The 20,407-nt window shown below is 65.8% G+C and carries 22 protein-coding genes; 10 read left to right on the top strand and 12 right to left on the bottom strand.

Annotation, left to right across the window (positions count from 1 at the left end):
* Positions 1-83: 83 nt before the first annotated feature.
* From XI03_RS17980 to XI03_RS17970, 3 genes are all read right to left on the bottom strand, one after another.
* A complete protein-coding gene (locus XI03_RS17980; protein ID WP_095424825.1) occupies positions 84-314 on the bottom strand; it encodes a hypothetical protein in 231 nt (76 codons plus the stop codon).
* 54 nt (positions 315-368) lie between these two features.
* Positions 369-593, bottom strand: coding sequence for a hypothetical protein (locus tag XI03_RS17975; protein ID WP_018318312.1), 225 nt, complete (start codon positions 591-593; stop codon positions 369-371).
* Between the two features lie 102 nt (positions 594-695).
* Positions 696-1,613 carry a LysR substrate-binding domain-containing protein gene (locus tag XI03_RS17970; protein ID WP_028140186.1) on the bottom strand — a complete coding sequence of 306 codons (918 nt, stop codon included), beginning with the start codon at positions 1,611-1,613 and terminating at the stop codon, positions 696-698.
* A gap of 281 nt (positions 1,614-1,894) precedes the next feature.
* On the opposite strand from XI03_RS17970, the gene XI03_RS17965 reads away from it, so the two are divergent.
* Positions 1,895-2,716 (top strand): sulfite exporter TauE/SafE family protein, encoded by an 822-nt coding sequence (locus XI03_RS17965; protein ID WP_271592838.1) that lies wholly within the window; start codon positions 1,895-1,897, stop codon positions 2,714-2,716.
* Between the two features lie 32 nt (positions 2,717-2,748).
* On the opposite strand, the gene XI03_RS17960 is transcribed toward XI03_RS17965, so the two are convergent.
* Positions 2,749-3,324 (bottom strand): SCO family protein, encoded by a 576-nt coding sequence (locus XI03_RS17960; protein WP_271592892.1) that lies wholly within the window; start codon positions 3,322-3,324, stop codon positions 2,749-2,751.
* A gap of 29 nt (positions 3,325-3,353) precedes the next feature.
* Positions 3,354-4,469: an MBL fold metallo-hydrolase gene (locus tag XI03_RS17955; RefSeq protein ID WP_271592837.1), complete on the bottom strand. Its 1,116-nt coding sequence runs from the start codon at positions 4,467-4,469 to the stop codon at positions 3,354-3,356.
* Between the two features lie 200 nt (positions 4,470-4,669).
* On the opposite strand from XI03_RS17955, the gene XI03_RS17950 reads away from it, so the two are divergent.
* The gene (locus XI03_RS17950; RefSeq protein ID WP_271592836.1) at positions 4,670-5,368 is read left to right on the top strand and encodes a glutathione S-transferase family protein; all 699 of its coding nucleotides are present in this window, start codon (positions 4,670-4,672) and stop codon (positions 5,366-5,368) included.
* A gap of 172 nt (positions 5,369-5,540) precedes the next feature.
* Here XI03_RS17950 and XI03_RS17945 read toward each other — a convergent pair whose 3' ends face one another.
* Positions 5,541-5,747, bottom strand: a complete 207-nt coding sequence (locus XI03_RS17945) for a cysteine-rich CWC family protein (protein ID WP_038947447.1) — start codon at positions 5,745-5,747, stop codon at positions 5,541-5,543.
* 114 nt (positions 5,748-5,861) lie between these two features.
* Between XI03_RS17945 and XI03_RS17940 the strand changes: the two genes are divergently transcribed.
* The 3 genes from XI03_RS17940 to XI03_RS17930 all read left to right on the top strand — a co-directional run bounded on the left by XI03_RS17940 (position 5,862) and on the right by XI03_RS17930 (position 9,039).
* Positions 5,862-7,418: a DUF1800 domain-containing protein gene (locus XI03_RS17940; RefSeq protein ID WP_271592835.1), complete on the top strand. Its 1,557-nt coding sequence runs from the start codon at positions 5,862-5,864 to the stop codon at positions 7,416-7,418.
* 2 nt (positions 7,419-7,420) lie between these two features.
* Complete coding sequence (locus tag XI03_RS17935) at positions 7,421-8,638, top strand: DUF1501 domain-containing protein (protein ID WP_271592891.1); 1,218 nt, start codon at positions 7,421-7,423, stop codon at positions 8,636-8,638.
* A gap of 86 nt (positions 8,639-8,724) precedes the next feature.
* Positions 8,725-9,039 carry an antibiotic biosynthesis monooxygenase family protein gene (locus tag XI03_RS17930; RefSeq protein ID WP_095424832.1) on the top strand — a complete coding sequence of 105 codons (315 nt, stop codon included), beginning with the start codon at positions 8,725-8,727 and terminating at the stop codon, positions 9,037-9,039.
* 16 nt (positions 9,040-9,055) lie between these two features.
* On the opposite strand, the gene XI03_RS17925 is transcribed toward XI03_RS17930, so the two are convergent.
* From XI03_RS17925 to XI03_RS17900, 6 genes are all read right to left on the bottom strand, one after another.
* On the bottom strand, positions 9,056-9,997 hold the full coding sequence (locus XI03_RS17925) for an aldo/keto reductase (RefSeq protein ID WP_271592834.1): 942 nt from the start codon (positions 9,995-9,997) through the stop codon (positions 9,056-9,058).
* 252 nt (positions 9,998-10,249) lie between these two features.
* Positions 10,250-10,705 carry a GNAT family N-acetyltransferase gene (locus XI03_RS17920; protein WP_271592833.1) on the bottom strand — a complete coding sequence of 152 codons (456 nt, stop codon included), beginning with the start codon at positions 10,703-10,705 and terminating at the stop codon, positions 10,250-10,252.
* Positions 10,706-10,776: 71 nt separating this feature from the next.
* On the bottom strand, positions 10,777-11,589 hold the full coding sequence (locus XI03_RS17915) for a PAS-domain containing protein (RefSeq protein ID WP_271592832.1): 813 nt from the start codon (positions 11,587-11,589) through the stop codon (positions 10,777-10,779).
* 128 nt (positions 11,590-11,717) lie between these two features.
* The gene (locus XI03_RS17910) at positions 11,718-11,873 is read right to left on the bottom strand and encodes a hypothetical protein (RefSeq protein ID WP_271592831.1); all 156 of its coding nucleotides are present in this window, start codon (positions 11,871-11,873) and stop codon (positions 11,718-11,720) included.
* Positions 11,874-11,946: 73 nt separating this feature from the next.
* Entirely contained in the window at positions 11,947-12,123 is a 177-nt protein-coding gene (locus tag XI03_RS17905; RefSeq protein WP_018318299.1) for a hypothetical protein, read from the bottom strand.
* A gap of 157 nt (positions 12,124-12,280) precedes the next feature.
* On the bottom strand, positions 12,281-12,931 hold the full coding sequence (locus XI03_RS17900; RefSeq protein WP_028140528.1) for a glutathione S-transferase family protein: 651 nt from the start codon (positions 12,929-12,931) through the stop codon (positions 12,281-12,283).
* Between the two features lie 638 nt (positions 12,932-13,569).
* Between XI03_RS17900 and XI03_RS17895 the strand changes: the two genes are divergently transcribed.
* The 5 genes from XI03_RS17895 (at position 13,570) to XI03_RS17875 (ending at position 20,347) form a co-directional block, all read left to right on the top strand.
* On the top strand, positions 13,570-14,772 hold the full coding sequence (locus tag XI03_RS17895) for a pyridoxal phosphate-dependent aminotransferase (RefSeq protein WP_026201996.1): 1,203 nt from the start codon (positions 13,570-13,572) through the stop codon (positions 14,770-14,772).
* Positions 14,773-15,200: 428 nt separating this feature from the next.
* Entirely contained in the window at positions 15,201-15,680 is a 480-nt protein-coding gene (locus XI03_RS17890) for a DUF992 domain-containing protein (RefSeq protein ID WP_028140527.1), read from the top strand.
* Between the two features lie 190 nt (positions 15,681-15,870).
* Positions 15,871-17,919 (top strand): elongation factor G, encoded by a 2,049-nt coding sequence (locus XI03_RS17885; RefSeq protein WP_095424835.1) that lies wholly within the window; start codon positions 15,871-15,873, stop codon positions 17,917-17,919.
* 317 nt (positions 17,920-18,236) lie between these two features.
* Positions 18,237-18,509 (top strand): helix-turn-helix domain-containing protein, encoded by a 273-nt coding sequence (locus tag XI03_RS17880; protein ID WP_026201995.1) that lies wholly within the window; start codon positions 18,237-18,239, stop codon positions 18,507-18,509.
* Between the two features lie 95 nt (positions 18,510-18,604).
* Positions 18,605-20,347 carry a SulP family inorganic anion transporter gene (locus XI03_RS17875; protein WP_271592830.1) on the top strand — a complete coding sequence of 581 codons (1,743 nt, stop codon included), beginning with the start codon at positions 18,605-18,607 and terminating at the stop codon, positions 20,345-20,347.
* Positions 20,348-20,407: the final 60 nt, after the last annotated feature.

Genomic DNA, 20,407 nt, shown 5'->3' with positions numbered 1-20,407 from the left:
ATGGGATGAGTCCGCCTCCCGATAAAGGGTGAATGACCGTCCTCATGCAGCCTGCTGACAGCAGGTTGGCAGCAGCCTCGGCCCTACGCGGTCGGCAGCGGACCCTCGTCGTCCTCGCCCGCCTGATGCGGCTTGAGGATGTCGAGATGGATGCCGCCGCAATCGGTGCAGCGCATGGTCCAGTACTCGCGTCCTGCGCGGCCGCCGATGACGCGGAGCACCGTGAGATCGCCGTCGCATTCCGGGCAGTTGGACAGCACATTGCGGGCATAAATTCTCGGCCGCGGCGCGTCTTCGATTTCGATGACTGACATGACCCGGTTCCCCCCTTTATGCTGTTGCCCTGGTTCGCTTGCCGTCCGGCTCGCTTATTCGTCGTCGCTGTCGGCCCGCCGGCGGAAGCGGTCGATGTGGTGCTTGGCGTCGGCGATCGCGGCGTTCTGATCGGGCCAGGCGAAACCGACTTCCATCGCCGGAAACAGCACGCCGTCGATGGCGACGGGGCTGAGATCGGCGCGGCGGATGCGGGCGTGCCAGAGGCCTTTGCCAGCCTCGAAGGATTCAATGTCAAAGCCGTCGTAGAGGGTCGTCATTCTTGTCGGTCCCACGTTTCTTTTCGGAGGGTCAGGGGACCACGTTTGCGGATTCCGGAATGTGAAGCCGTTCACAAGCGGCAGGCTTTTTTGCCTCGGGCGTCAGTTCCGCGCGGCGACACGGCCCGTCCGCTTGACCGGGCGGGCGGCGGGTTCCGAGGCCGCGCGCATGATCCAGCGGCGGAACGCGGCAAAGTCGCGGTGCTCGGTTTGAAAGCTGCGATAGAGCAGGTACCAGCGCATGCCCTTGGGCACCGAGAGGTCGAACGGGGCGACCAGCCGGCCGGCGGCGAGATCGTCGTCGATATAGGGGCGGATGCCCATGGCGATGCCGAGCCCGTCGGCGGCGGCCTGCAGCGCCTGGCCGTAAAACTGGAACTCCGGCCCGCGCGGATTGATGCGGGTGAGGTTCGCGGCTTTCAGCCAGATCGGCCAGTCCTCCGGCGAATGTTCGACGCGGATCAGGCTCGGTCCCTTCAGGTCGGCCGGGCGCTTCAGGCCGCTCGCGAGGCGGGGCACGCAGACGGGCGTGAGATCGCCGGCGAACAGGGGCTCGGCGACGAGACCAGGCCAGTCGCCGGTGCCGAGCTTGATGCCGCAGCTCCAGTCCTCGCCGAACGGTACCGACGCGCCGCCGGTGGTGAAGCGCACCTCGATGTCGGGCTCTTCGCTGCGAAACTCCGACAGGCGCGGGATCAGCCAGCGCATCGCAAAAGTGTGGCCGACGCCGATCGTGAGCACGCGGACGCTTGCCGGCGCCGTCACCTGCGCGGTGAGGCTGGCGAGCGCGTCGAAGATCGGCGTCAGTCCGCTCTGATAGGCGCGGCCGGCCTGCGTCAGCACCAGGCGATTGGCCTTGCGCTCGAACAGGGCAACGCCGAGCCGCTCTTCCAGCAGATGCACCATGCGGCTGACGGCGGCCGCCGATACGCTGAGCTCGAGCCCGGCGGCGGCAAAGCTGCCGGTCCGCGCCGCCGCCTCGAATGCCTTGATGCCGTTGAGAAACAGCAGACGCCGCAAAGGCAGGACCCTTATGCAAGACCCTCAGGAAAACTGATGCCAGGCCAAGATAACTCAGTTTGCGCGGAAGGAGCAAGCGAGGCACGTTCCCTTCGCCGCTCCCCGCTTGCGGGGAGAGGCTGACGCGCAAAGCGCGGCGGGTGAGGGGGAGTCTCCGCGGGGCAGCCGTCATCGTGATTGCGGAAGCGGTCCCTCACCCCCCTCTCCCCGTAGGGACGGGGCGAGGGAGTGAAGCAGCCTGCGTGCCCTGCTCAACGGCCCCACCACCGGAGATTCCCCACGTGACGCCCATCATGATCGCTGCCCTCGGATTGCTGATGGTCGCCACCGCGTTCCTGTCGGGACTGTTCGGCATGGCGGGCGGGCTGATCCTGATCGGCGTGCTCTTGGCACTGATGCCGCTGCCGACCGCGATGGTGCTGCATGCGATCACGCAGATGGCCTCGAACGGCTGGCGCGCGTTTCTATGGCGCGCGCATATCCGCTGGCGGCCGGTCGCGAACTATATGGTCGGCGCTGCCGTCGCGCTCGCGGCCTGGTCGATCACGCGCTACGTGCCGGACAAGCCGATGGCCCTGCTGCTGCTCGGCATCACCCCGTTCATGGCGCGGCTGTTGCCGTCGAACATCAAGCCGGACCCCGATCGTCTCTGGCAGGGCTCCGTCTATGGCACGATCTGCATGGGCTTGATGCTGATGACCGGTGTGTCGGGTCCGCTGCTCGACACCTTCTTCCTCGGCGGCGATTTCGGCCGGCGCGAGAAGGTCGCGACCAAGGCGATGTGCCAGCTCGTCAGCCATTTCACCAAGCTCGTCTATTTCGGCGGCATCATCGACCAGGCGGCGAGCCTCGATCCCGTGCTCGCCGGCGTCGCCATCCTTGCCTCGATGCTCGGCACCACGCTGGCGCGGCGCATCCTCGAAGCCATGACCAACCAGCAGTTCGTGGCCTGGTCGAACAAGCTGATCAACACGATTGCCTGCTACTACATCGCCTATGGCGCCGATCGCGGCTACGTCGCGCGCGAGACCATTGCAGGCCTTGGCCTCGTCATCGCGGTGACGGAAGGTGGCGAAAGGTTCTTGCGCGCCAACGGGCGGTGAGCGCGTCGCTTTCGACGGCTCTCGCCGGAGTGCTATCGCGTAGGCACCGCAAGCCGTGGCCGGATGATCTCGACCATGCGCTCGGCCGAGGTGCCCGGGGGAAAGAAGCCGAGATATTTTCCGTCGCGGTCCATGAGATAAATGAAGGACGTGTGGTCGACCGTGTAGTCGTTGGCCCCCTTGCCGATCGGAATCCTGGCAAAATAGACCTTGTAGGCCTCTGCCGCTGCTCCGATCGCTTCGGGGCTGCCGGTGAGCCCGAGCAGCCGCGGATGAAACAGCGGCACATATTCGGCAAGATGCTCGGCCGTGTCGCGTTCGGGGTCGAGCGTGATGAAGACGGGCTGCACGGCCTCTGCGTCCGGTCCGAGTTGCTCGAGCGCCTGTCCGATCGCCATCAGGTCGGTCGGACAGACGTCGGGGCAATGGGTGAAGCCGAAATAGACCAGCATCAGCCGCCCGCGGAAGTCGCCGTCGCTGCGCGGCTTGCCGGTCTGGTCGATCAACTGGAACGGTCCGCCGACCGGCTCCCGATTCCACATCAGGATGTCCATCGTCTCGGCGGCCGAGCGTGCCTGCGCCGCTGCCGCGCAGGCGAGCGTCAGCATCACGTACAGCCAGGCGCTGGCGAGCCGCATCACAGCCCGAAGGTGAGACGGCTGCCTGTCGTCGTCACCACCACCTTGCCCTCCATCTGGGCATTGGCTTCCTGTGCGAAGTTGAGCCCGCTGCAATGCATGGGCACCACGACGTCGGGATTGAGCGCCTTGATCTCGCTCACGACCTGCGTGAGGTAGTTCCTGGGCGCCGGGCCGAGATGGAAGCCGCCGACGACGGCGTGCACCTTCTGGACGCCCGACACTTCCTGCGCCTGCTTCACCGAATTGACAATGCCGACATGGCCGCAGGACGAGATCACGACGAGACCGAGATCCCGCACGTTGAAGCAGGTGGCGTGCTCGTGAATGTGCTCGTCCGGCACGATCTTGCCCTCCATTTCCGCGGGCAAATAGTGGCCGACATTGCAGCCCAGCCCGTCCTTGATGCCGAACTCGACGAGCGTGTTCGGCAGTACGCGTTCGCCGCTGCGCCGGGTGATCTTGCCGGTGGTGAAGGCATGATCCGCAATCACGGTCGGCGTTTCGCACAGCACGGTCGTGACTTTCTGCGCCGCAAGCTGCCGGCGGTCGAGGGTGCCGAAATCGGCGAATTGCCCCTGCGTCGGCGTCGGGGTGACGCGATGGCAGAAATTGTCCTCGCCGCCCGCATAGAGCTTGAGGTCGGCGGGCAGCCTGTCGCGGAACTTGTCGAGGAAGCCGTTCAAGCCGCCGAAATGATCGTAATGGCCGTGGCTCACGATCAGCGCGTTGAGCTTGGCCGGATCGACGCCGATCAACGCCATGTTGTTGAGCAGCACGTCGGGCGTGTAGCCGTAGTCGAGCATCAGCGTGCGCTGATTGCCGCCGCCCTCGGATTCCAGCCAAAGCGACAGGCCCCATTCATTGTGCAGCGATTTGCGGAAATCACCGCCGCGTGCAGCCGGAGTGATGGAGACCCCGTTGATCTGCTTGGGACGGAAGAACAGGTCGAAACTCGAATCCACCAGCACGCGGATCGAGAGCTTGTCGACGGTCGGAAGGGCAATCGGGGCAGCGCTCGCGATCTCGACGCAGGTGAAAGCGTTGGCGGCCGCAGCTCCGGCCAGTGCCGCCGAGCCCAAGAGAAAATCGCGCCGTTGAATGGTCCTGGTCATTGCAACGCCTCCTGTATCGGAGCTTGGACATGCCCAAGCTTAGGTCCAATCCGATGCCGGCTCAACAAGCCGTGGCCAAATCCGGCACGGGCGAGGCAGCCGGTCGCCGGTCACACCCCGACACCGGCGGCAAGACGGCTTGCTTGCGCTCGTCGGCATGACGGCTACTCTGATCGCCAATCACAACAGCTGGATCAGCCATGTCACTCAGACTCTTCGAACTCGTCGGCACCGACGCCTCGCGTCCCTTCAGCCCATATTGCTGGCGCACACGGATGGCGCTGGCGCACAAGGGCCTCGCGGCGGAATCGCTGCCCTGGCGCTTCACCGAGAAGAGCGCGCTCGCGCCGCACGGGTCGGAGAAGGTTCCGGTGCTGTTGCACGATGACAGACCGGTCGTCGACTCCTGGACGATCGCGACCTATCTCGAGGACAATTTTCCGGACCGTCCGTCGCTGTTCGGCGGCGAGGGCGGCCGCGCCATGGCGCGCATGATCAACGCCTTCGGCGACATCGCCGTGGTCGGTGGCATCTTTCCGCTGATCGTTGCCGACATCCCGAAGAATCTCGCCGAGGTCGACGCTGCCTATTTCCGAAAGTCGCGCGAGGCGCGCTTCGGCGGCAAGAGCCTGGAAGAGGTCATGGCGAGCCGCGACACCGGCGTGGTCGCCTTCCGCAAGTCGCTGGAAGTGATGCGGCAGACGTTGAAGAAGCAGCCCTATCTCGGCGGCGCCGCGCCGAACTACGCCGACTACATCGTGTTCGGCGGCTTCCAGTGGGCGCGCGTGGTGAGCCCGTTCAAGCTGCTCGAGGCGGACGATCCCATTTATGCCTGGCGCGAAAAGCTGCTCGACGCGTTCGACGGCATGGCGCGGACATCGCCGGGGCATCAGGTGTAAGGTACCGTCTCTCCGACGTCGTCCCCGCGAACGCGGGGATCCATACCGCGTGATCTATTCGAGCGCGGATGGTCGAAGTACCGGACGACCAGTCTTCGCCAAACCTCTCCCTGTGGTTATGGGTCCCTGCGTTCGCAGGGACGACAGGGAGGGTGCGGTGATCCTCTCGCGGTTAACGAGCCGCCGCGCTCGCTTCCGCCGCTGCCTTGCGCAAACACTCCCGGCATAAACAATCCTCGCCTTCGACCGGCATCGGCAGCTTCGCGGTTTCCTCCGCGCACCAGCAGGTGCCCGAGAGGTCGCAGCCGAATTCGGTGCCGCAGCGCGCGCAGGCGAGGCGGCGCGGTTCCGGCGGCGGGGATTCTTTCGGATTTGTCATGATTTGCGTCGAAGCTTCGCCGTGATTTTCATGTCGGGTTCATCGGTCGTTGCGGTATATTAGGCGTCGCGCGCGGACTCCGAAAGCGGCTCCCGGCACGCGAAGGACAAATCGATGGCCCGCGATTCGCAAGCCGCGCTCGTCGCGCTCAACCGTTTTGGCTTCGGCGCGCGCGGCGGCGCGTCCGGAGATCTCATCAACGCAGCCTCCGATCCGCGCGGTTTCGTGAAGGCAGAGCTGCTCCGTGCGAGCGGGGTGCTGCTGGAGGCGCCCGGTCTGCAATCGACGCAGCAACTCGGGCAGGCCGTCTTCGCCTATCAGGATCAGGTCAGGCAGGCGCGCGAAGCGGCGAAGGCCGCCGCGCCCGCCGAGACGCCGTCGCCTGCGCCGACCGAACAGAAGCCCGGGCTCCGCCGCAATCTCTCGCTGAATGCGGCAGCAACGGAGGTCGCCGGCCAGATGACGGAGACCAAGCCGGCGGACAATGCGGCAAAGCCGGACGCGATGCAGCCCAATGCGGCTGCACCGCCGGCGGCAAAGCCGGCCCCGCAGCCGCTCAACGTAATTCAAAAGACCTTCCGTACCGAAGCGCTGGCGCGCCTGCAGCGCGCGACGCTGGCCACCTGCGGCTTCACCGAGCGTCTCGTCGCGTTCTGGTCCAACCATTTCTGCATTTCCGCGACGAAGGGCGAGCTGGCGCGGATCTGGGCCGGCGTGTTCGAGCGCGAGGCGATCAGGCCGCACGTGCTCGGGCGCTTCGCCGACATGCTGAAAGCGGTCGAGCAGCATCCGGCGATGCTGTTCTTCCTCGACAACCAGCAATCGCTGGGGCCGGATTCGCGCGCAGGCCAGAATCGCAAGCGCGGGCTCAATGAGAATCTCGCACGCGAGATCATGGAGCTGCATACGCTCGGCGTCGGTGGCGGCTATACGCAGGAGGACGTCACCTCGCTCGCGCGCATCATCACCGGCTGGACCTTTGCCGGACGGCAGGGGCAGCTCGGCACACCAGGCTCCTTCGTGTTCAACACCAATGCGCACCAGCCCGGCGCGCAGATGCTGCTCGGCAAGAGCTACGAGGCGACGGGTCTCGCGCAAGGCGAGGCCGCGCTCGCCGACATCGCGCGCCATCCGTCGACCGCGAACTTCATCGCGACCAAGTTCGTTCGCCACTTCGTTGCCGACGATCCGCCGCCGGGCCTGGTGGCGCGGCTGCGCGAACTCTTCGTCAAGACCGACGGCGACCTCAAGGCGCTTGCCGCGGCGCTGGTCGATTCCGACGAGGCGTGGACGGCGCCGCTGACCAAGATGCGCAGCCCTTACGATTTCCTCGTCGCGAGCGGCCGGCTGCTCGCGCGAGTCCCGGAAGATCCCGGCGCCTATCTGAACAATCTCAATCTGCTTGGACAGCCGCTGTGGTCGCCGGCCGGCCCCAATGGTTTCCCCGATACCAGCGCTGCATGGGCCGCGCCCGAGGGCATGAAGCTCAGGCTCGATATCGCCGCGCAAATGGGCGCACGGCTCGGGCCCAACATCGATCCGCTGGATCTGCTGGAATTCGCGGCGGCGGATGCGGCCTCGATCGAAACGCGCCGGACCATCGAGCGCGCGGAGTCGCGCCAGCAGGCGCTGGCGCTGCTCTTGATGTCGCCGGAAATGCAGAGGAGATGATGATGGTCGACTGCGTCGAGAACCGGCTCCTCACCTCGCGCCGCGGCCTGCTGCTCGGCGGCGCCTCCTTCGCGGCCTGGGCTTACCTGCCGAAATTCGCACGCGCCGCCGATGGGCGCGATCCCCGGCTGCTCGTGGTGATCCTGCGCGGCGCGCTCGACGGTCTCTCGACCGTCGCGCCGATCGGCGACCCTGACTATGCCGGCCTGCACGGCTCGATCGCGCTGGCCGCGGACGGCGCGCATCCCGCGATCATGCTGGACTCCTTCTTCGCGCTGCATCCGGCGATGCCGGAATTCGCGCGGATGTATCGCGACAAGCACGCTGCGGTGATCCATGCGGTGGCGACCCCCTATCGCGACCGCTCGCATTTCGACGGCCAGGACGTGCTGGAGAGCGGTTATGCCGGGCCTGGCCGCGTGCAGTCCGGTTGGCTCAATCGCGCGCTGGAAGCGCTGCCGCGCGGCGAGCGCGTATCGAGCGCTCTTGCGGTCGGGCCTACCACGCCGCTGGTGCTGCGCGGAAACGCGCCGACCGTCGGCTGGGCGCCGGTGGCGCTGCCGCAGGCGGATGACGACACCGCGATGCGCCTCGTCGATCTCTACCGTCATCGCGATCCCGCGCTGGCGATGGCCTTGTCGCAAGGCCTTCAGCTCGACAAGGCCGCGAGCGGTGACGACATGAAGCCAAAACCCGGCAATGCGGTGATGCAGATGCGCCAGGTCGCGCGCGGCGCTGCGAAGCTGATGGCGGCCGACGATGGCCCGCGCATCGCCGCGCTCGCCTTCGACGGCTGGGACACGCATGCCAATGAAGGCGGCCCGGTCGGTCGTCTCGCCTTCCTGCTCGGCGGGCTCGATGGCGCACTCGCCGAATTCCAAAGCGGTTTGGGGGAGCGCTGGCGCGACACCGTCATCATCGTCGCCACTGAATTCGGCCGCACCGCGCGCATCAATGGCACCGACGGCACCGATCACGGCACCGGGACGATCGCGCTGCTCGCCGGCGGCGCCGTGAAAGGCGGCCGGGTCATCTCCGACTGGCCGGGCCTCAAGCTCGCGAACTTGTATGAAGCTCGCGATCTCAAGCCGACCACCGATCTTCGCTCCGTGATCAAGGGCGTGCTGCAGGGCCAGTTCGGCCTGTCCGATCGCGTGCTGGCCGAGACGGTGTTCCCGGATAGTGCGGGAGCACGGCCGATGAAGGGATTGGTCGCCTAACCCCACGCGCCGTCATTCCGGGGCTGCGCCTTGCGGCGCATCCCGGAATGACGAGATAATGGTGCAGCATCAGGAGAACCATCCCCATGTACATCGCCATGAACCGCTTCCGTGTCGCCAAGGGCTCCGAGGCCGCCTTCGAGCAGGTCTGGCTCAGCCGCGATACGCATCTGGACAAGGTGCCGGGCTTCGTCGAATTCCATCTGCTGCGCGGCCCCGAGCTCGAGGACCACACGCTCTTTGCCTCGCACACCGTGTGGGCAAACCATGCCGCGTTCGACGCCTGGACCAAGTCCGAAGCGTTTCGGGCCGCGCACCACAAGGCAGGCGACAACAAGCCGCTCTATCTCGGCCATCCCCAGTTCGAAGGCTTTGAGGTGATTCAGACCGTCGCGAAGTAGCGCCGCGCCTCGAACGTCAGCCCAGCGTGATCTTGTCGATCTCCGCCATCTCATCCGCGCTGAGCTTCCAGGCGATCGCTTTGACGTTCTGCTCGATCTGCTCGACGCGGGTGGCGCCGGCGATCACGCTGGACACCTGCGGGCGGGCGGCGAGCCAGGAGAAGGCGAGCTCTAGCATGCTGTGGCCACGGGCCTTGGCGAAGGCCTGGAGCTTTTCGACGATGTCCTCGTTGCGCGGTGTGACGTAGCGGTCGCGCAGCCGCTCCACCTTGCCGAAGCGGGTGTCGTCGGGCGCGGCCTCGCCCTTCCGGTACTTGCCGGTCAGGAGTCCGCTGGCGAGTGGGAAGAACGGCAGAAGGCCGAGCTTGTACTCCTGCGCTGCCGGCAGCAGGTCCTTTTCGATGTCCCGCACCAGGAGGCTGTATTCGTCCTGGCACGACACGAAGCGGCTGACATTCATCGCGCGCGCGACGTACTCGGCTTCAGCGACGCGCCAGGCCGGGAAGTTGGAATTGCCGATGTAGCGGACCTTGCCCTGGCGGACGAGATCGTCGAGCGCGCGCAGGCTCTCCTCGATCGGCGTCAGCGGGTCATAGTCGTGCTGCTGATAGAGATCGATGTAATCGGTCTTCAGCCGCATCAGGCTCGCTTCGACGGCGTCCATGATGTAGCGGCGCGAGGCGCCCTGCTTGGTTCCGTCCTCCGCCATCGGCTTGGAATATTTCGTCGCCAGCACGATGTCCTTGCGGCGGTCGCCCAGCACGGCGCCGAGCACGTTTTCCGAGCCGCCCATGTTCGAATAGATGTCGGCCGTGTCGAACAGCGTGATGCCGAGGTCGAGCGCGCGATGGATCACCTTGCGCGAGGTCTCCAGATCCGTGCGCTGGCCGAAATTGTTGCAGCCGAGCCCGACCGCGGACACGCGAAGGCCGGAGGCGCCGAGATTGCGAATTTCCATGGGAGATCCTGTCAGAGAGAGCAGCCACTCATTGTGACCATCGTGCGCCGCAGCAGCAAGGCGTGCGCCGCGCTGCTGCCATGCTGACAAGGCGGACAAAAAAATGCGGCCCCTGTCAGACGCGGCGACTGACGGGGACCGCTTGGGGCGCTTGATCGGTGACGGGGGGCCTGATCAGACGCAAATGCAGCGTAGCCCCGCTATGTTACGGGCGGGTGACAGGCGGAGTTATCCACAGGGTGCGGGCGGGGATCAGAACAGCTTGCGATAGACGATGAAGCCGGAACGCTCCGCGACCTTGTCGTACAGGCGCTGTGCCGTGAGATTGGTCTCGTGCGTCTGCCAATAGACGCGTGGCGATCCCGCCAGTTTCGCCCGCTCATACACGCCGTGGATCAGCGCCGAGGCGACGCCCTTGCCGCGCGCGGCTTCCAGCGTGAACAGGTCCTGCAAATAGCAGGACGGCTCGATCGCGGTGGTGCTGCGATGAAACAGGTAGTTCGTCATGCCGAGCAGCTTGCCCTCGCTCTCGGCGACCAACCCATGTACCGGCTCATAGGCATCGAAGAAACGCTGCCACGTCATCGCAGTGATCTCGCCCGCCAGCGCGGTCGGGCCGGAGCGGCCGTAGAAGGCGTTATAGCCGTCCCACAGCGACAGCCATTGATCGTAGTCCTGCCTGGTGACGGCGCGAATGGTGAGCGACATGTGGAATTCCTGCGATCGATGGGACGTCCTTCATACGTGATGACGGGCGTGCCGATCAATCGCCAGTCGCATCACTCCGCGGCGCGCAGATGCCGGATCAGCCTGCGGCCCGTGGGATCGCGCAGCGAGCGGTAGTAGTCGGCGCGTGAGGGCGCGTCGGTGTGGCGGACGAGGTCGGTCACCGGCGTGTAGCTCAGCATGCGTCCGCCGTCGGGCAGCGCGGCGCAGACGAAGCGCAACACCTCGCCGGTGCGCAGGGCGATGTTGATCGGCGTGGCATCGCCGATGCGCACCATCTCCATGCGCTGCGCGATGAAGGTGCCGAGCTCGTCTTCGGGCAGCTCGAACGCGCCGGTGTCGCGGCCATGATACATCAGGGCGATGAAGGGCGGCTTGCCGTCGGCGATCTCGTCCGGCACCGCGAAATAATCGCGAAACGCGCGGTTGATGAACTCGGCCCGCGTCTCGGTATCGAGCAGCACGATGCCGATATCGACCTGGTCGAGCGCGGCCGACAGCCGTGCCGCCGTGGCGTGGCTCCGGCGCTCGGCCGCGACCGTGCCGAGCAGCCGCTCGCGCATCAGGCCGGTGATGCCGGCGGTGGCGGCAGCCGTGATCGCCAGCAGGCCGAGCTGGACCAGATCGGTGGTGGTCAAGCCGGAAACGCCGTGGCGACCGAGGAGAAGCAGCGCCGCACCGATCACCGCGACGGCCGCGCTGGTGATCGCGGAGGCGAGACCCGACAGTGCGCCGGCGAGCGCCACGATGCCGACGAGCAGCGGAACGGGCGAGGCAGTGGGGAGAAAGCGATCGAAAAGCATCGCCAGCAGCAGGGTTGCTGCCGTCAGCACCGGACCGGAGATCGCACGCCATCCGAACCGCATGGATCCGTCTCGCTCCTCCCGAACGAGGTAACGTCGCAACACTGACTGATCGTTGCGTCACCGCGATACGTTTTCCCGCGGTGTGTTTAAGGCCCGCTTGCGTGCAAGCTTCAGGTTTTCGGATGATTTTAGACAAAGTGGGCGTGCTGGAGGGGCTGTTGCAGCGCCGGCGCATTCAGCGTCGAAATCCCCGGGCCCTTGCGCGTGACGACAATCAACAGCGACGCCGCGACCAAAATGGCCGCAGTCAGTGTGATTGCAACGACTACCACGGGTGATTTCATCGACGTCCTGTCGCGATGCCTGAAGGCGCGGGGCACGCGGCGCCTTGAAGGCTGGACCAGGAGGAAACGGGAATCAGACCGGCAGGCCCATCGCCATGGTCGCCTTGGTCGACAGCACCGTCAGGGTGACGATCAGGCACAGCGAGAGCGCGGCGACGGCGAGCGAGGCCGCGACCGCGTTGGTCAGCCGGGAAGACGCGACGGTAGCGGGATGGCCCTGAAAGCCTGCCGTGCCGGACGCCCGTATCATGGTCTAAATCCTTCAACGCGCGAGCGAATCACCCGCGACTTTCCACAATTTCCCAGTTTCAACCGGCAATATTGCGGCGGCTATCGCGCGGAAAATGGCGGGATTGCGGCGAGTGTTGCCCTTGTACCCGCTATTCGCCAGAGCGCAGGGCGCGCGCTCAGGCGCCGGCGGCAATGCTGGCGGGGTCGTCGACGTCGGCCGGCCGCCAGTCCATCGACACGAAGCCTGGCGCCGCTTCCACCCGCTTCAGCCAGTCGCGGATCGCCGGGAAGGCCTGGAGGTCGAAGTCGCAGCGGTCGGCGAGGTGGGTGTAGCCGTACAATGCGATGTCGGCGACCGTGAGCTGGCGCGCGGCGAAATAGGCGTTGGTCTTGAGGTGGTTCTCCATCACCTGGAGCGCGCCATAGCCGCGCTCCATCCAGTCCTCCAGCGAATGGGTCTGGAGGTCGCGGCCGCCCTTGACCAATGATAGCCAGAAATAGGCGGCGCCGATGTTCGGCTCCAGCGCGTGCTGCTCGAAGAACATCCATTGCAGCGCCTCGGCGCGGTCGATGCGGTTCTCCGGCGCGAGTGGCGTGCCGACGGCGACGTACCAGAGGATGGCGTTGGACTCCGCGAGAAAGCGGTCGTCGCCGACCTCGAGCAGCGGCACCTGTCCCGACGGGTTCTTGGACAGAAAGTCCGGCGTGCGGCTCTCGCCGCGAAGAATGTCCACCTCGATCGCTTCGTAAGGCACGTTGAGCAGCGCCAGCGCAAGGCGGACCTTGTAGCTGTTGCCCGAGCGTTGCATCGAATAGAGCTTGTACATTCTGAGAATGATTCCGGAAGACGGGGACGCGCGTCGCTCGTTGCCGCGCGAGGCGGCTAAACAATGATGCCGATGCGAATCCGCCGCAAGGGCCGGCCAATAGAAAAACTCGAAATCCCTACCGCACTGCAACGCCGCGAAAGATCATTTCCGCGCGACGATGCAAATCAGATCACGCTTGCGTCAGCATGCGAGCGCTTGGCTCGCGCGATCGTGCGCAGGGCGAGCGATTGGGGAAGAGCGCTGTCATCAATCCAGTGCAATCCAGTGTGCCGTCATGCCCGGGCTTGTCCCCGGGCATCCACGTTCGTCGTGCCGCGGTGAGGCGTGGATGGCCGGGACACAGGCGAGCGGAGAGCGACGCCGTCCTTCGGGCGGCTATGCCCGGCCATGACGGAGCTTGAGCACGCAACACGCAAAATTGCTCCGAGGACAAGCTTTCCGGGATATGAGCGATTCGCGCGGTAAAGTTGCGGAAAATTGCTTGGAATCGTTGCTTGAACCACTCCAAATCCGTAAGTTTTTCCGAGATCGGGCCGAAGTTTCTTGCGGCGCAGCGGCACACGTTTTAGGGTATCTCATTCCCACAATCAGAGTCGTGAGGCCCAGGGCTTTTCGACGCTTGTCAGGAGATGACGATGTCCTTCCTTGCCGCTGCGCTCGACCGTGTGAAGCCGTCCGCGACCATCGCGGTCACGGATAAAGCACGCGCGCTGAAAGCGGCGGGCCGCAACGTCATCGGCCTCGGTGCCGGCGAGCCCGACTTCGACACGCCCGCCAACATCAAGCTGGCCGCGATCCGCGCCATCGAGGCCGGCAAGACCAAGTACACCGCGGTCGACGGCATTCCCGAGCTGAAGGACGCGATCATCGCGAAATTCCAGCGCGAGAACGGCGTTGCCTACAAGCCGAACCAGATCATCGTCGGCACCGGCGGCAAGCAGGTGCTGTACAACGCGCTGATGGCGACCATCAATCCGGGCGACGAGGTGATCATTCCCGCGCCGTACTGGGTCAGCTATCCTGAGATGGTGGCACTCGCCGGCGGCGAGCCGGTGCCGGTGGTCTGCACCGCCGCGACCGGCTTCAAGCTCCAGGCCGAGGCGCTCGAGCGCGCGATCACGCCGAAGACCAAATGGGTGATCCTGTGCTCGCCGTCGAACCCGACGGGAGCCGCCTACACGCGTTCGGAACTGAAGGCGCTCACCGACGTGCTGGTGAAGCATCCCCATGTGTGGGTGATGACCGACGACATGTACGAGCATCTCGTCTATGACGACTTCCAGTTCACCACGGTCGCGCAGGTCGAGCCGAAACTCTACGACCGCACGCTCACCGTGAACGGCGTGTCGAAGGCCTATTGCATGACCGGCTGGCGCATCGGCTATGCCGGCGGTCCCGCGCAGCTGATCAAGGCGATGTCGACCATCCAGTCGCAGTCGACCTCGAACCCGTCCTCGATCGCGCAATGGGCCGCGGTGGAAGCTCTGAACGGTCCGCAGGACTTCATCCCCGCCAACAACAAGGTGTTCAAGGAGCGGCGCGACCTCGTCGTCTCCATGCTCAACCAGGCCAAGGGGATCGAATGCCCGCGTCCCGAGGGCGCCTTCTACGTCTATCCGTCCTGCGCCGGCACGATCGGCAAGACCGCGCCGTCGGGCAAGGTGATCGACAATGACGAGACTTTCGTCACCGAGCTCCTTGAGACCGAAGGCGTCGCGGTGGTGCAGGGTTCGGCCTTCGGCCTCGGCCCGGCGTTCCGCATCTCCTACGCGACCAAGACCTCGGACCTCGAAGATGCCTGCAAGCGTATCCAGCGCTTCTGCGGTAATCTGCGCTGAGACCGTCGCAACGAGAATTGAAAAGGCCCGCTTCGTGCGGGCCTTTTTTATGCGTGTTCGATAAGTGGAGTTGGATGGACGATTGATCTGGCCGACATTTTGCCATGCCCCTCACCCGGATCACATCTGCGATGTGATCCGACCTCTCCCCGCTGAAGAGCGGGGAGAGGTTAGGACGCCCGCCACGCGCGATTGAAGTTTGATTGGCTTTGAGCGAGGGGCGCGCCGCTCTCTCACTCCCTCGCCCCGTTCTCACGGGGGCGGGACGAGCAAAGCTCGCCCTGAGAGGGTGGGGTGAGGGGCTCTCTCCACAAGCTCGATTCTAACCGCCTGCGATCTGGCACCCACAACGCACTTGTGGCATAGACCATCGCGCAGCGTGCAGTGCGCCTTCTCTGCTCGCATCACTTCATCGCCGGAGACATTTCATGCGCCGTTCGTTCATCTTCGCCGGGCTCGCCGCCGCCAGCCTCGTTGCCTCCAGCGTGAGCGGCAGTGCGCAGCAGCGGATGGCGCGGGTCGGCGTGCTCGAATGCCGCGGCGGCGCCAGCGTCGGCTTCATCGTGGGATCGGTGACCCATCTCGGCTGCGTGCTGCGCGCCGACGGTCTGCCCGACGATCGTTACGTCGCAACCATCCGCAAAGTCGGTCTCGACATCGGCATCACCCAGGAGACGGCTTTGGCGTGGGGCGTGTTCGCGCCGGTCGACCGGCTCGGCCCCGGCGACCTCTCCGGCAATTATGCCGGTGCGCAGGGCAGCGCCTCGGTCGGTGTCGGCTTGGGGGGTAACGTGCTGGTCGGCGGCTCCAACAATTCGATCGCGCTCCAGCCGCTCAGCGTGCAGGGCCAGGTTGGCCTCAACATTGCCGCCGGCCTCGAGAGCCTGGAACTTCGTCCGGGCCGTTGATCGCGCGCCGGGCGGGTGGTGCTGCTCCACCTCTTCCCAGCGGGAAGAGGTGGAACACCACTGTTAAGACTTGGTCTAATCGACGACGCACCGCAGCGACGTTTGATGCTTGCCAAATCTCGGGGACGGGCAGAGCATCCGCGATTGCCGACCCAATCATGGGCCGAGCTCCACACCAAGGAGGCGGCGAATGGGACAAGACGTCAGAAGTCCCCGAGGTCCACGGTGCATCGCGCTGGTGGGCCCTTTCCAAAGCGGTAAAACCACACTTCTCGAAGCAATACTGGCGCGAACGGGCGCAATCCCGCGTGCCGGCAGTGTCGACGCCGGAACTTCCGTCGGCGACGCTGCGCCCGAGGCCCGTCATCACAAGATGACCGTCGGGCTCACTGCCGCCACCACGAGTTTCATGGGCGACAGCTACACTTTCCTCGATTGTCCCGGTTCCGTCGAGTTTGCCCACGACATGCGCGCCGCGCTGCCCGCGGTCGATGCCGCGATCGTGGTCTGCGAGGCCGACGAGAAGAAGCTGCCGCAGCTTCAGATCATCCTGCGCGAGCTGGAGGAGCTGAAGATCCCGCGTTTCCTGTTCCTCAACAAGATCGACCGCGCGAGCCAGCGCATCCGCGAGTCGCTCGCAATGCTGCAGCCCGCCTCCCGCGTGCCGCTGGTGCTGCGCCAGATCCCGATCTGGAAGGACGAGCTGATCGAGGGCTTCGTCGATCTCGCGCTGGAACGCGCCTTCATTTATCGTGAGCACAAGGCCTCCGAGGTGGTCGCGCTCGAAGGCGGCAATCTCGATCGCGAGAAGGAAGCCCGCTTCTCGATGCTGGAGAAGCTCGCCGATCACGACGACGCACTGATGGAGCAGCTGCTCGAAGACATCCAGCCGCCGCGTGATGCCGTGTTCGACGATCTCGCCCGCGAATTGCGCGAAGGGGTGATCTGCCCTGTGCTGTTAGGGGCAGCCGCGCGCGAAAACGGCGTGCTGCGCCTGATGAAGGCGCTGCGTCACGAGGCGCCGGGAATAGCGGAGACCGCAAAACGTCTCGGCGTTCCCGAGACCAGGGACGCGCTCGGCTTCGTGTTCAAGACGCTGCATTCGCAGCATGGCGGCAAACTGTCATTGACGCGGCTGCTCGCCGGCCATCTCGACGACGGCGCCACGCTGCAATCCGCTTCCGGAGGAGCGGGCCGCATCTCCGGCATCCTCGCCGTCAACGGCGCCTACGACACCAAGCGTGCCGCTGCCGAAGCCGGCGACACGGTGGCGCTCGCCAAGCTCGATCCGGTCAAGACCGGCGACACGGTCTCGAGCGGCAAGACCCCGCCTGCGGCGCTCGCGGTCTCGGAGCCGACGCCACCGGTGCTCGCGATCTCGGTTGCGGCCACCGACCGCAAGGACGACGTCAAGCTCGGCCAGGCGCTGACGCGGCTGCACGAGGAGGATCCGTCGCTCGTCATCGTGATGAACGCCCAGACCCACGACACCGTGCTGTGGGGACAGGGCGAGATGCACTTGCGCGTCGCAGGCGAGCGGTTGCGCGACCGCTTCGGCGTCAAGATCACATCGCATCCACCCGCCATCGGCTATCAGGAGACCATCCGCAAGCCGATCGTCCAGCGCGGCCGCCACAAGAAGCAGTCCGGCGGCCACGGCCAGTTCGGCGACGTCGTGCTCGACATCAGGCCCTTGCCGCGCGGCGAGGGCTTCAAGTTCGCCGAGAAGGTCGTTGGTGGCGCCGTGCCGCGCAACTACATCGGCGCGGTGGAAGAAGGCGTCGTCGACGGATTGACGCGAGGTCCGCTCGGTTTCCCCGTCACCGATTTGCAGGTGACGCTGACCGACGGCTCCTATCACAGCGTCGACTCTTCCGATCTCGCCTTCCGCACGGCCGCGCGGATCGGACTCAACGAGGGCCTGCCGCATTGTCAGTCAGTGCTGCTGGAGCCGATCCACGTGGTCGAGATCGTCTGTCCGACCGACGCCACCGCCAAGATCAACGCGATCCTGTCGGCGCGGCGAGGCCAGATCCTCGGCTTCGACACGCGTGACGGCTGGGGCGGCTGGGACTGCGTTCGCGCCATGATGCCGGAAGCCGAGATCGGCGAACTGATCGTGGAGCTGCGCTCGGCCACTGCCGGCGCCGGCAGCTTCACCCGCCAGTTCGACCACATGGCCGAAGTCACGGGCCGCGCCGCCGATCAGATCATCGCCGCGCATCAACACGCGGCTTGATCAAGCTGGCTTAGTCAGGGACCGCACTCTCTCACACCCTCTCCCCGTCCTTACGGGGAGAGGGTTGGGGTGAGGGCTGTCCCCACGGGTGCGGCGCTTCATTCAGGCCGCGCCCTCTCTCCACTCGTCATTGCGGGCGTAGCGAAGCAATCCAGACTGTCTCTGCGCAGGGAGCCTGGATTGCTTCGTCGCAAGAGCTCCTCGCGATGACGGAGGCGATAGGCGCAAGCCCCCTTGCGCTTGCCCACCGATGATGTATTTTACATCATTGTACACGTCTCAGATATCATTTATAAGTTCTGGTAAGTGAGGCCAAGGTGATCACGTCGTTCCAGATGCGGGCAGCCCGCGCGCTGCTGGGCATTGACCAGAAAACCCTGGCCGAGCTCGCCGGCGTTTCGCTGCCGACCATCCAGCGGATGGAGGCCAGCACCGGCAATGTGCGTGGCGTGGTCGAGACCCTGATCAAGGTGGTCGAGGCGTTCGACCGGGCCGGTGTCGAGCTGATCGGCGAGCAGGTCCGCAGCGACAGCGGCGGGCGTGGCGTCCGCCTGAAGGAGCCCGGGCCGCCGCGTCGGGTGGGGGCGTGATCTTGCGGGTCATGCCCGGAGCAGACTGAACCAACGCACCGTCGCGTCCGAATCGCGGCCGCACGATGCAGTGGAGCATTGTGGGGCAGCGGAGCATGAGCATCACAAGCGATCACGCAAGCCGGCTGCACCAGCTGCGTCAGCCGACCTTTGCCGAACTGTATCTGCCAAAGCTCGTCACCGTCTGGCGTGAAGGCTACGGCGTCGCGGACTTCCGCGCCGACGTCTTCGCGGGCCTGACGGTTGCGATCGTGGCGCTACCGCTGTCGATGGCGATCGCGATCGCCTCGGGCGTGACGCCGGACCGCGGTCTCTACACCGCCGTCGTCGGCGGCTTCATCGCCTCGCTGCTCGGCGGCAGCCGGTTCCAGATCGGCGGACCCGCCGGCGCCTTCATCGTATTGGTCGCGGCGACCGCGGAACGTCACGGCGTCGATGGCGTCATCCTCGCCACCCTGATGGCGGGCGTATTCCTGATCGCCGCGGGCCTGCTCCGGGTCGGCACCTACATCAAGTTCATTCCCTATCCGGTGACGGTCGGATTCACCGCTGGCATCGCCGTGATCATCTTCGCCAGCCAGCTCCGCGATCTCGGCGGCATCACGCTTGCGGGGAAAGAGCCCAGCGAGTTCGTTCCAAAGCTGGTCGCGCTCGCCGGCGGTCTCAACACCATCAATCCATCCGCCGTGGCGGTCGCAATCATCAGCATCGCCATCATCGCGGCCTTGCGGATCTGGCGGCCGTCCTGGCCCGGCATCCTGATCGCGGTCGTGCTCGCCGCCGTTGCGTGTGCCGCGCTGTCGCTGCCGGTGGAAACCATCGGGTCGCGCTTCGGCGGCATTCCGCGCGAATTGCCCTCGCCGGTGCTGCCGGCGTTCTCGGTTGCGAAGGCGACCGCCGTGCTACCGGATGCGATCTCATTCGCGCTGCTTGCCGCCATCGAATCGCTGCTGTCGGCGGTGGTGGCCGACGGCATGACCGGGCGCCGTCACCGCTCCAATTGCGAGCTGGTGGCGCAAGGCGCGGCCAATATCGGAGCGGCGCTGTTCGGCGGCATCTGCGTCACCGGCCTGATCGCGCGCACCGCGACCAACATCCGCGCCGGCGCGCGCGGGCCGTTGGCAGGCATGCTGCACTCCGTGTTCCTGCTGCTGTTCATGCTGATCGCGGCGCCGCTCGCAAGCTACATTCCGCTGGCCGCGCTCGCCTCGGTGCTGGTCGTGGTGGCCTGGACCATGGCGGAGAAGCACGAATTCGCCACGCTCCTGCGTTCGTCGTGGGGCGACGCCGTCGTGCTGCTTGCGACCTTCCTGCTGACGATCTTCCGCGATCTGACCGAAGGCATCCTGGTCGGCTTTGCGCTCGGCGCCGTGCTGTTCATCCATCGCATGGCGGAGATGACGGGCATCGAGGAACGCTCGCCTCTGGTCGCCGGCGATCGTCCCGACGACGGCAACGGCGAGCGCGTTCGCTACGATCCTGCGCTTGCGGTCGATCGCGACGTGCTGGTCTATCGCATCACCGGCGCGTTCTTCTTCGGCGCGGCCTCCGCCATCGGAGGCGTGCTCGACGAGGTCGCCGACAAGCGCAAGGCCTTCGTGGTCGATTTCGCCGCGGTGCCGTTCCTGGATTCGACGGCGGCCAACGTGCTGGGCCGCGTCGCCGCCAAGGCGCACCGCCAGGGCATCCGGCTGTTCATCACCGGCGCCTCGCCCGCGGTCCGCCGCGCGCTGCTCACCCATGGCGTGACGCCGCCGCGGGCGCGCTATCGCCAGAGCCTCGATCGCGCGATTGCCGACATCAAGGGCTCTGCGGGCGAGGAGGCAGCGGCGGACTAGCGACGTCCGCACGCTTGACAGGCCCCACGGGACGCGAAATGGATCGCCTCGGGAATACGA

This window comes from Bradyrhizobium sp. CCBAU 65884 (genome assembly GCF_028128835.1).
Taxonomy (GTDB): Bacteria; Pseudomonadota; Alphaproteobacteria; order Rhizobiales; family Xanthobacteraceae; genus Bradyrhizobium; species Bradyrhizobium ottawaense.
Note: the sequence above shows the minus strand (reverse complement) of the source record. Positions and strands in the feature narration are given on the sequence as shown.

Coding starts and splice junctions, on each gene's coding strand:
- XI03_RS17980 (WP_095424825.1), bottom strand. CDS start 314: ATGTCAGTCATCGAAATCGAAGACGCGCCGCGGCCGAGAATTTATGCC.
- XI03_RS17975 (WP_018318312.1), bottom strand. CDS start 593: ATGACGACCCTCTACGACGGCTTTGACATTGAATCCTTCGAGGCTGGC.
- XI03_RS17960 (WP_271592892.1), bottom strand. CDS start 3,324: ATGCTGACGCTCGCCTGCGCGGCAGCGGCGCAGGCACGCTCGGCCGCC.
- XI03_RS17955 (WP_271592837.1), bottom strand. CDS start 4,469: ATGACCAGGACCATTCAACGGCGCGATTTTCTCTTGGGCTCGGCGGCA.
- XI03_RS17950 (WP_271592836.1), top strand. CDS start 4,670: ATGTCACTCAGACTCTTCGAACTCGTCGGCACCGACGCCTCGCGTCCC.
- XI03_RS17945 (WP_038947447.1), bottom strand. CDS start 5,747: ATGACAAATCCGAAAGAATCCCCGCCGCCGGAACCGCGCCGCCTCGCC.
- XI03_RS17940 (WP_271592835.1), top strand. CDS start 5,862: ATGGCCCGCGATTCGCAAGCCGCGCTCGTCGCGCTCAACCGTTTTGGC.
- XI03_RS17935 (WP_271592891.1), top strand. CDS start 7,421: ATGGTCGACTGCGTCGAGAACCGGCTCCTCACCTCGCGCCGCGGCCTG.
- XI03_RS17930 (WP_095424832.1), top strand. CDS start 8,725: ATGTACATCGCCATGAACCGCTTCCGTGTCGCCAAGGGCTCCGAGGCC.
- XI03_RS17925 (WP_271592834.1), bottom strand. CDS start 9,997: ATGGAAATTCGCAATCTCGGCGCCTCCGGCCTTCGCGTGTCCGCGGTC.
- XI03_RS17920 (WP_271592833.1), bottom strand. CDS start 10,705: ATGTCGCTCACCATTCGCGCCGTCACCAGGCAGGACTACGATCAATGG.
- XI03_RS17915 (WP_271592832.1), bottom strand. CDS start 11,589: ATGCGGTTCGGATGGCGTGCGATCTCCGGTCCGGTGCTGACGGCAGCA.
- XI03_RS17910 (WP_271592831.1), bottom strand. CDS start 11,873: ATGAAATCACCCGTGGTAGTCGTTGCAATCACACTGACTGCGGCCATT.
- XI03_RS17905 (WP_018318299.1), bottom strand. CDS start 12,123: ATGATACGGGCGTCCGGCACGGCAGGCTTTCAGGGCCATCCCGCTACC.
- XI03_RS17900 (WP_028140528.1), bottom strand. CDS start 12,931: ATGTACAAGCTCTATTCGATGCAACGCTCGGGCAACAGCTACAAGGTC.
- XI03_RS17895 (WP_026201996.1), top strand. CDS start 13,570: ATGTCCTTCCTTGCCGCTGCGCTCGACCGTGTGAAGCCGTCCGCGACC.
- XI03_RS17890 (WP_028140527.1), top strand. CDS start 15,201: ATGCGCCGTTCGTTCATCTTCGCCGGGCTCGCCGCCGCCAGCCTCGTT.
- XI03_RS17885 (WP_095424835.1), top strand. CDS start 15,871: ATGGGACAAGACGTCAGAAGTCCCCGAGGTCCACGGTGCATCGCGCTG.
- XI03_RS17875 (WP_271592830.1), top strand. CDS start 18,605: ATGAGCATCACAAGCGATCACGCAAGCCGGCTGCACCAGCTGCGTCAG.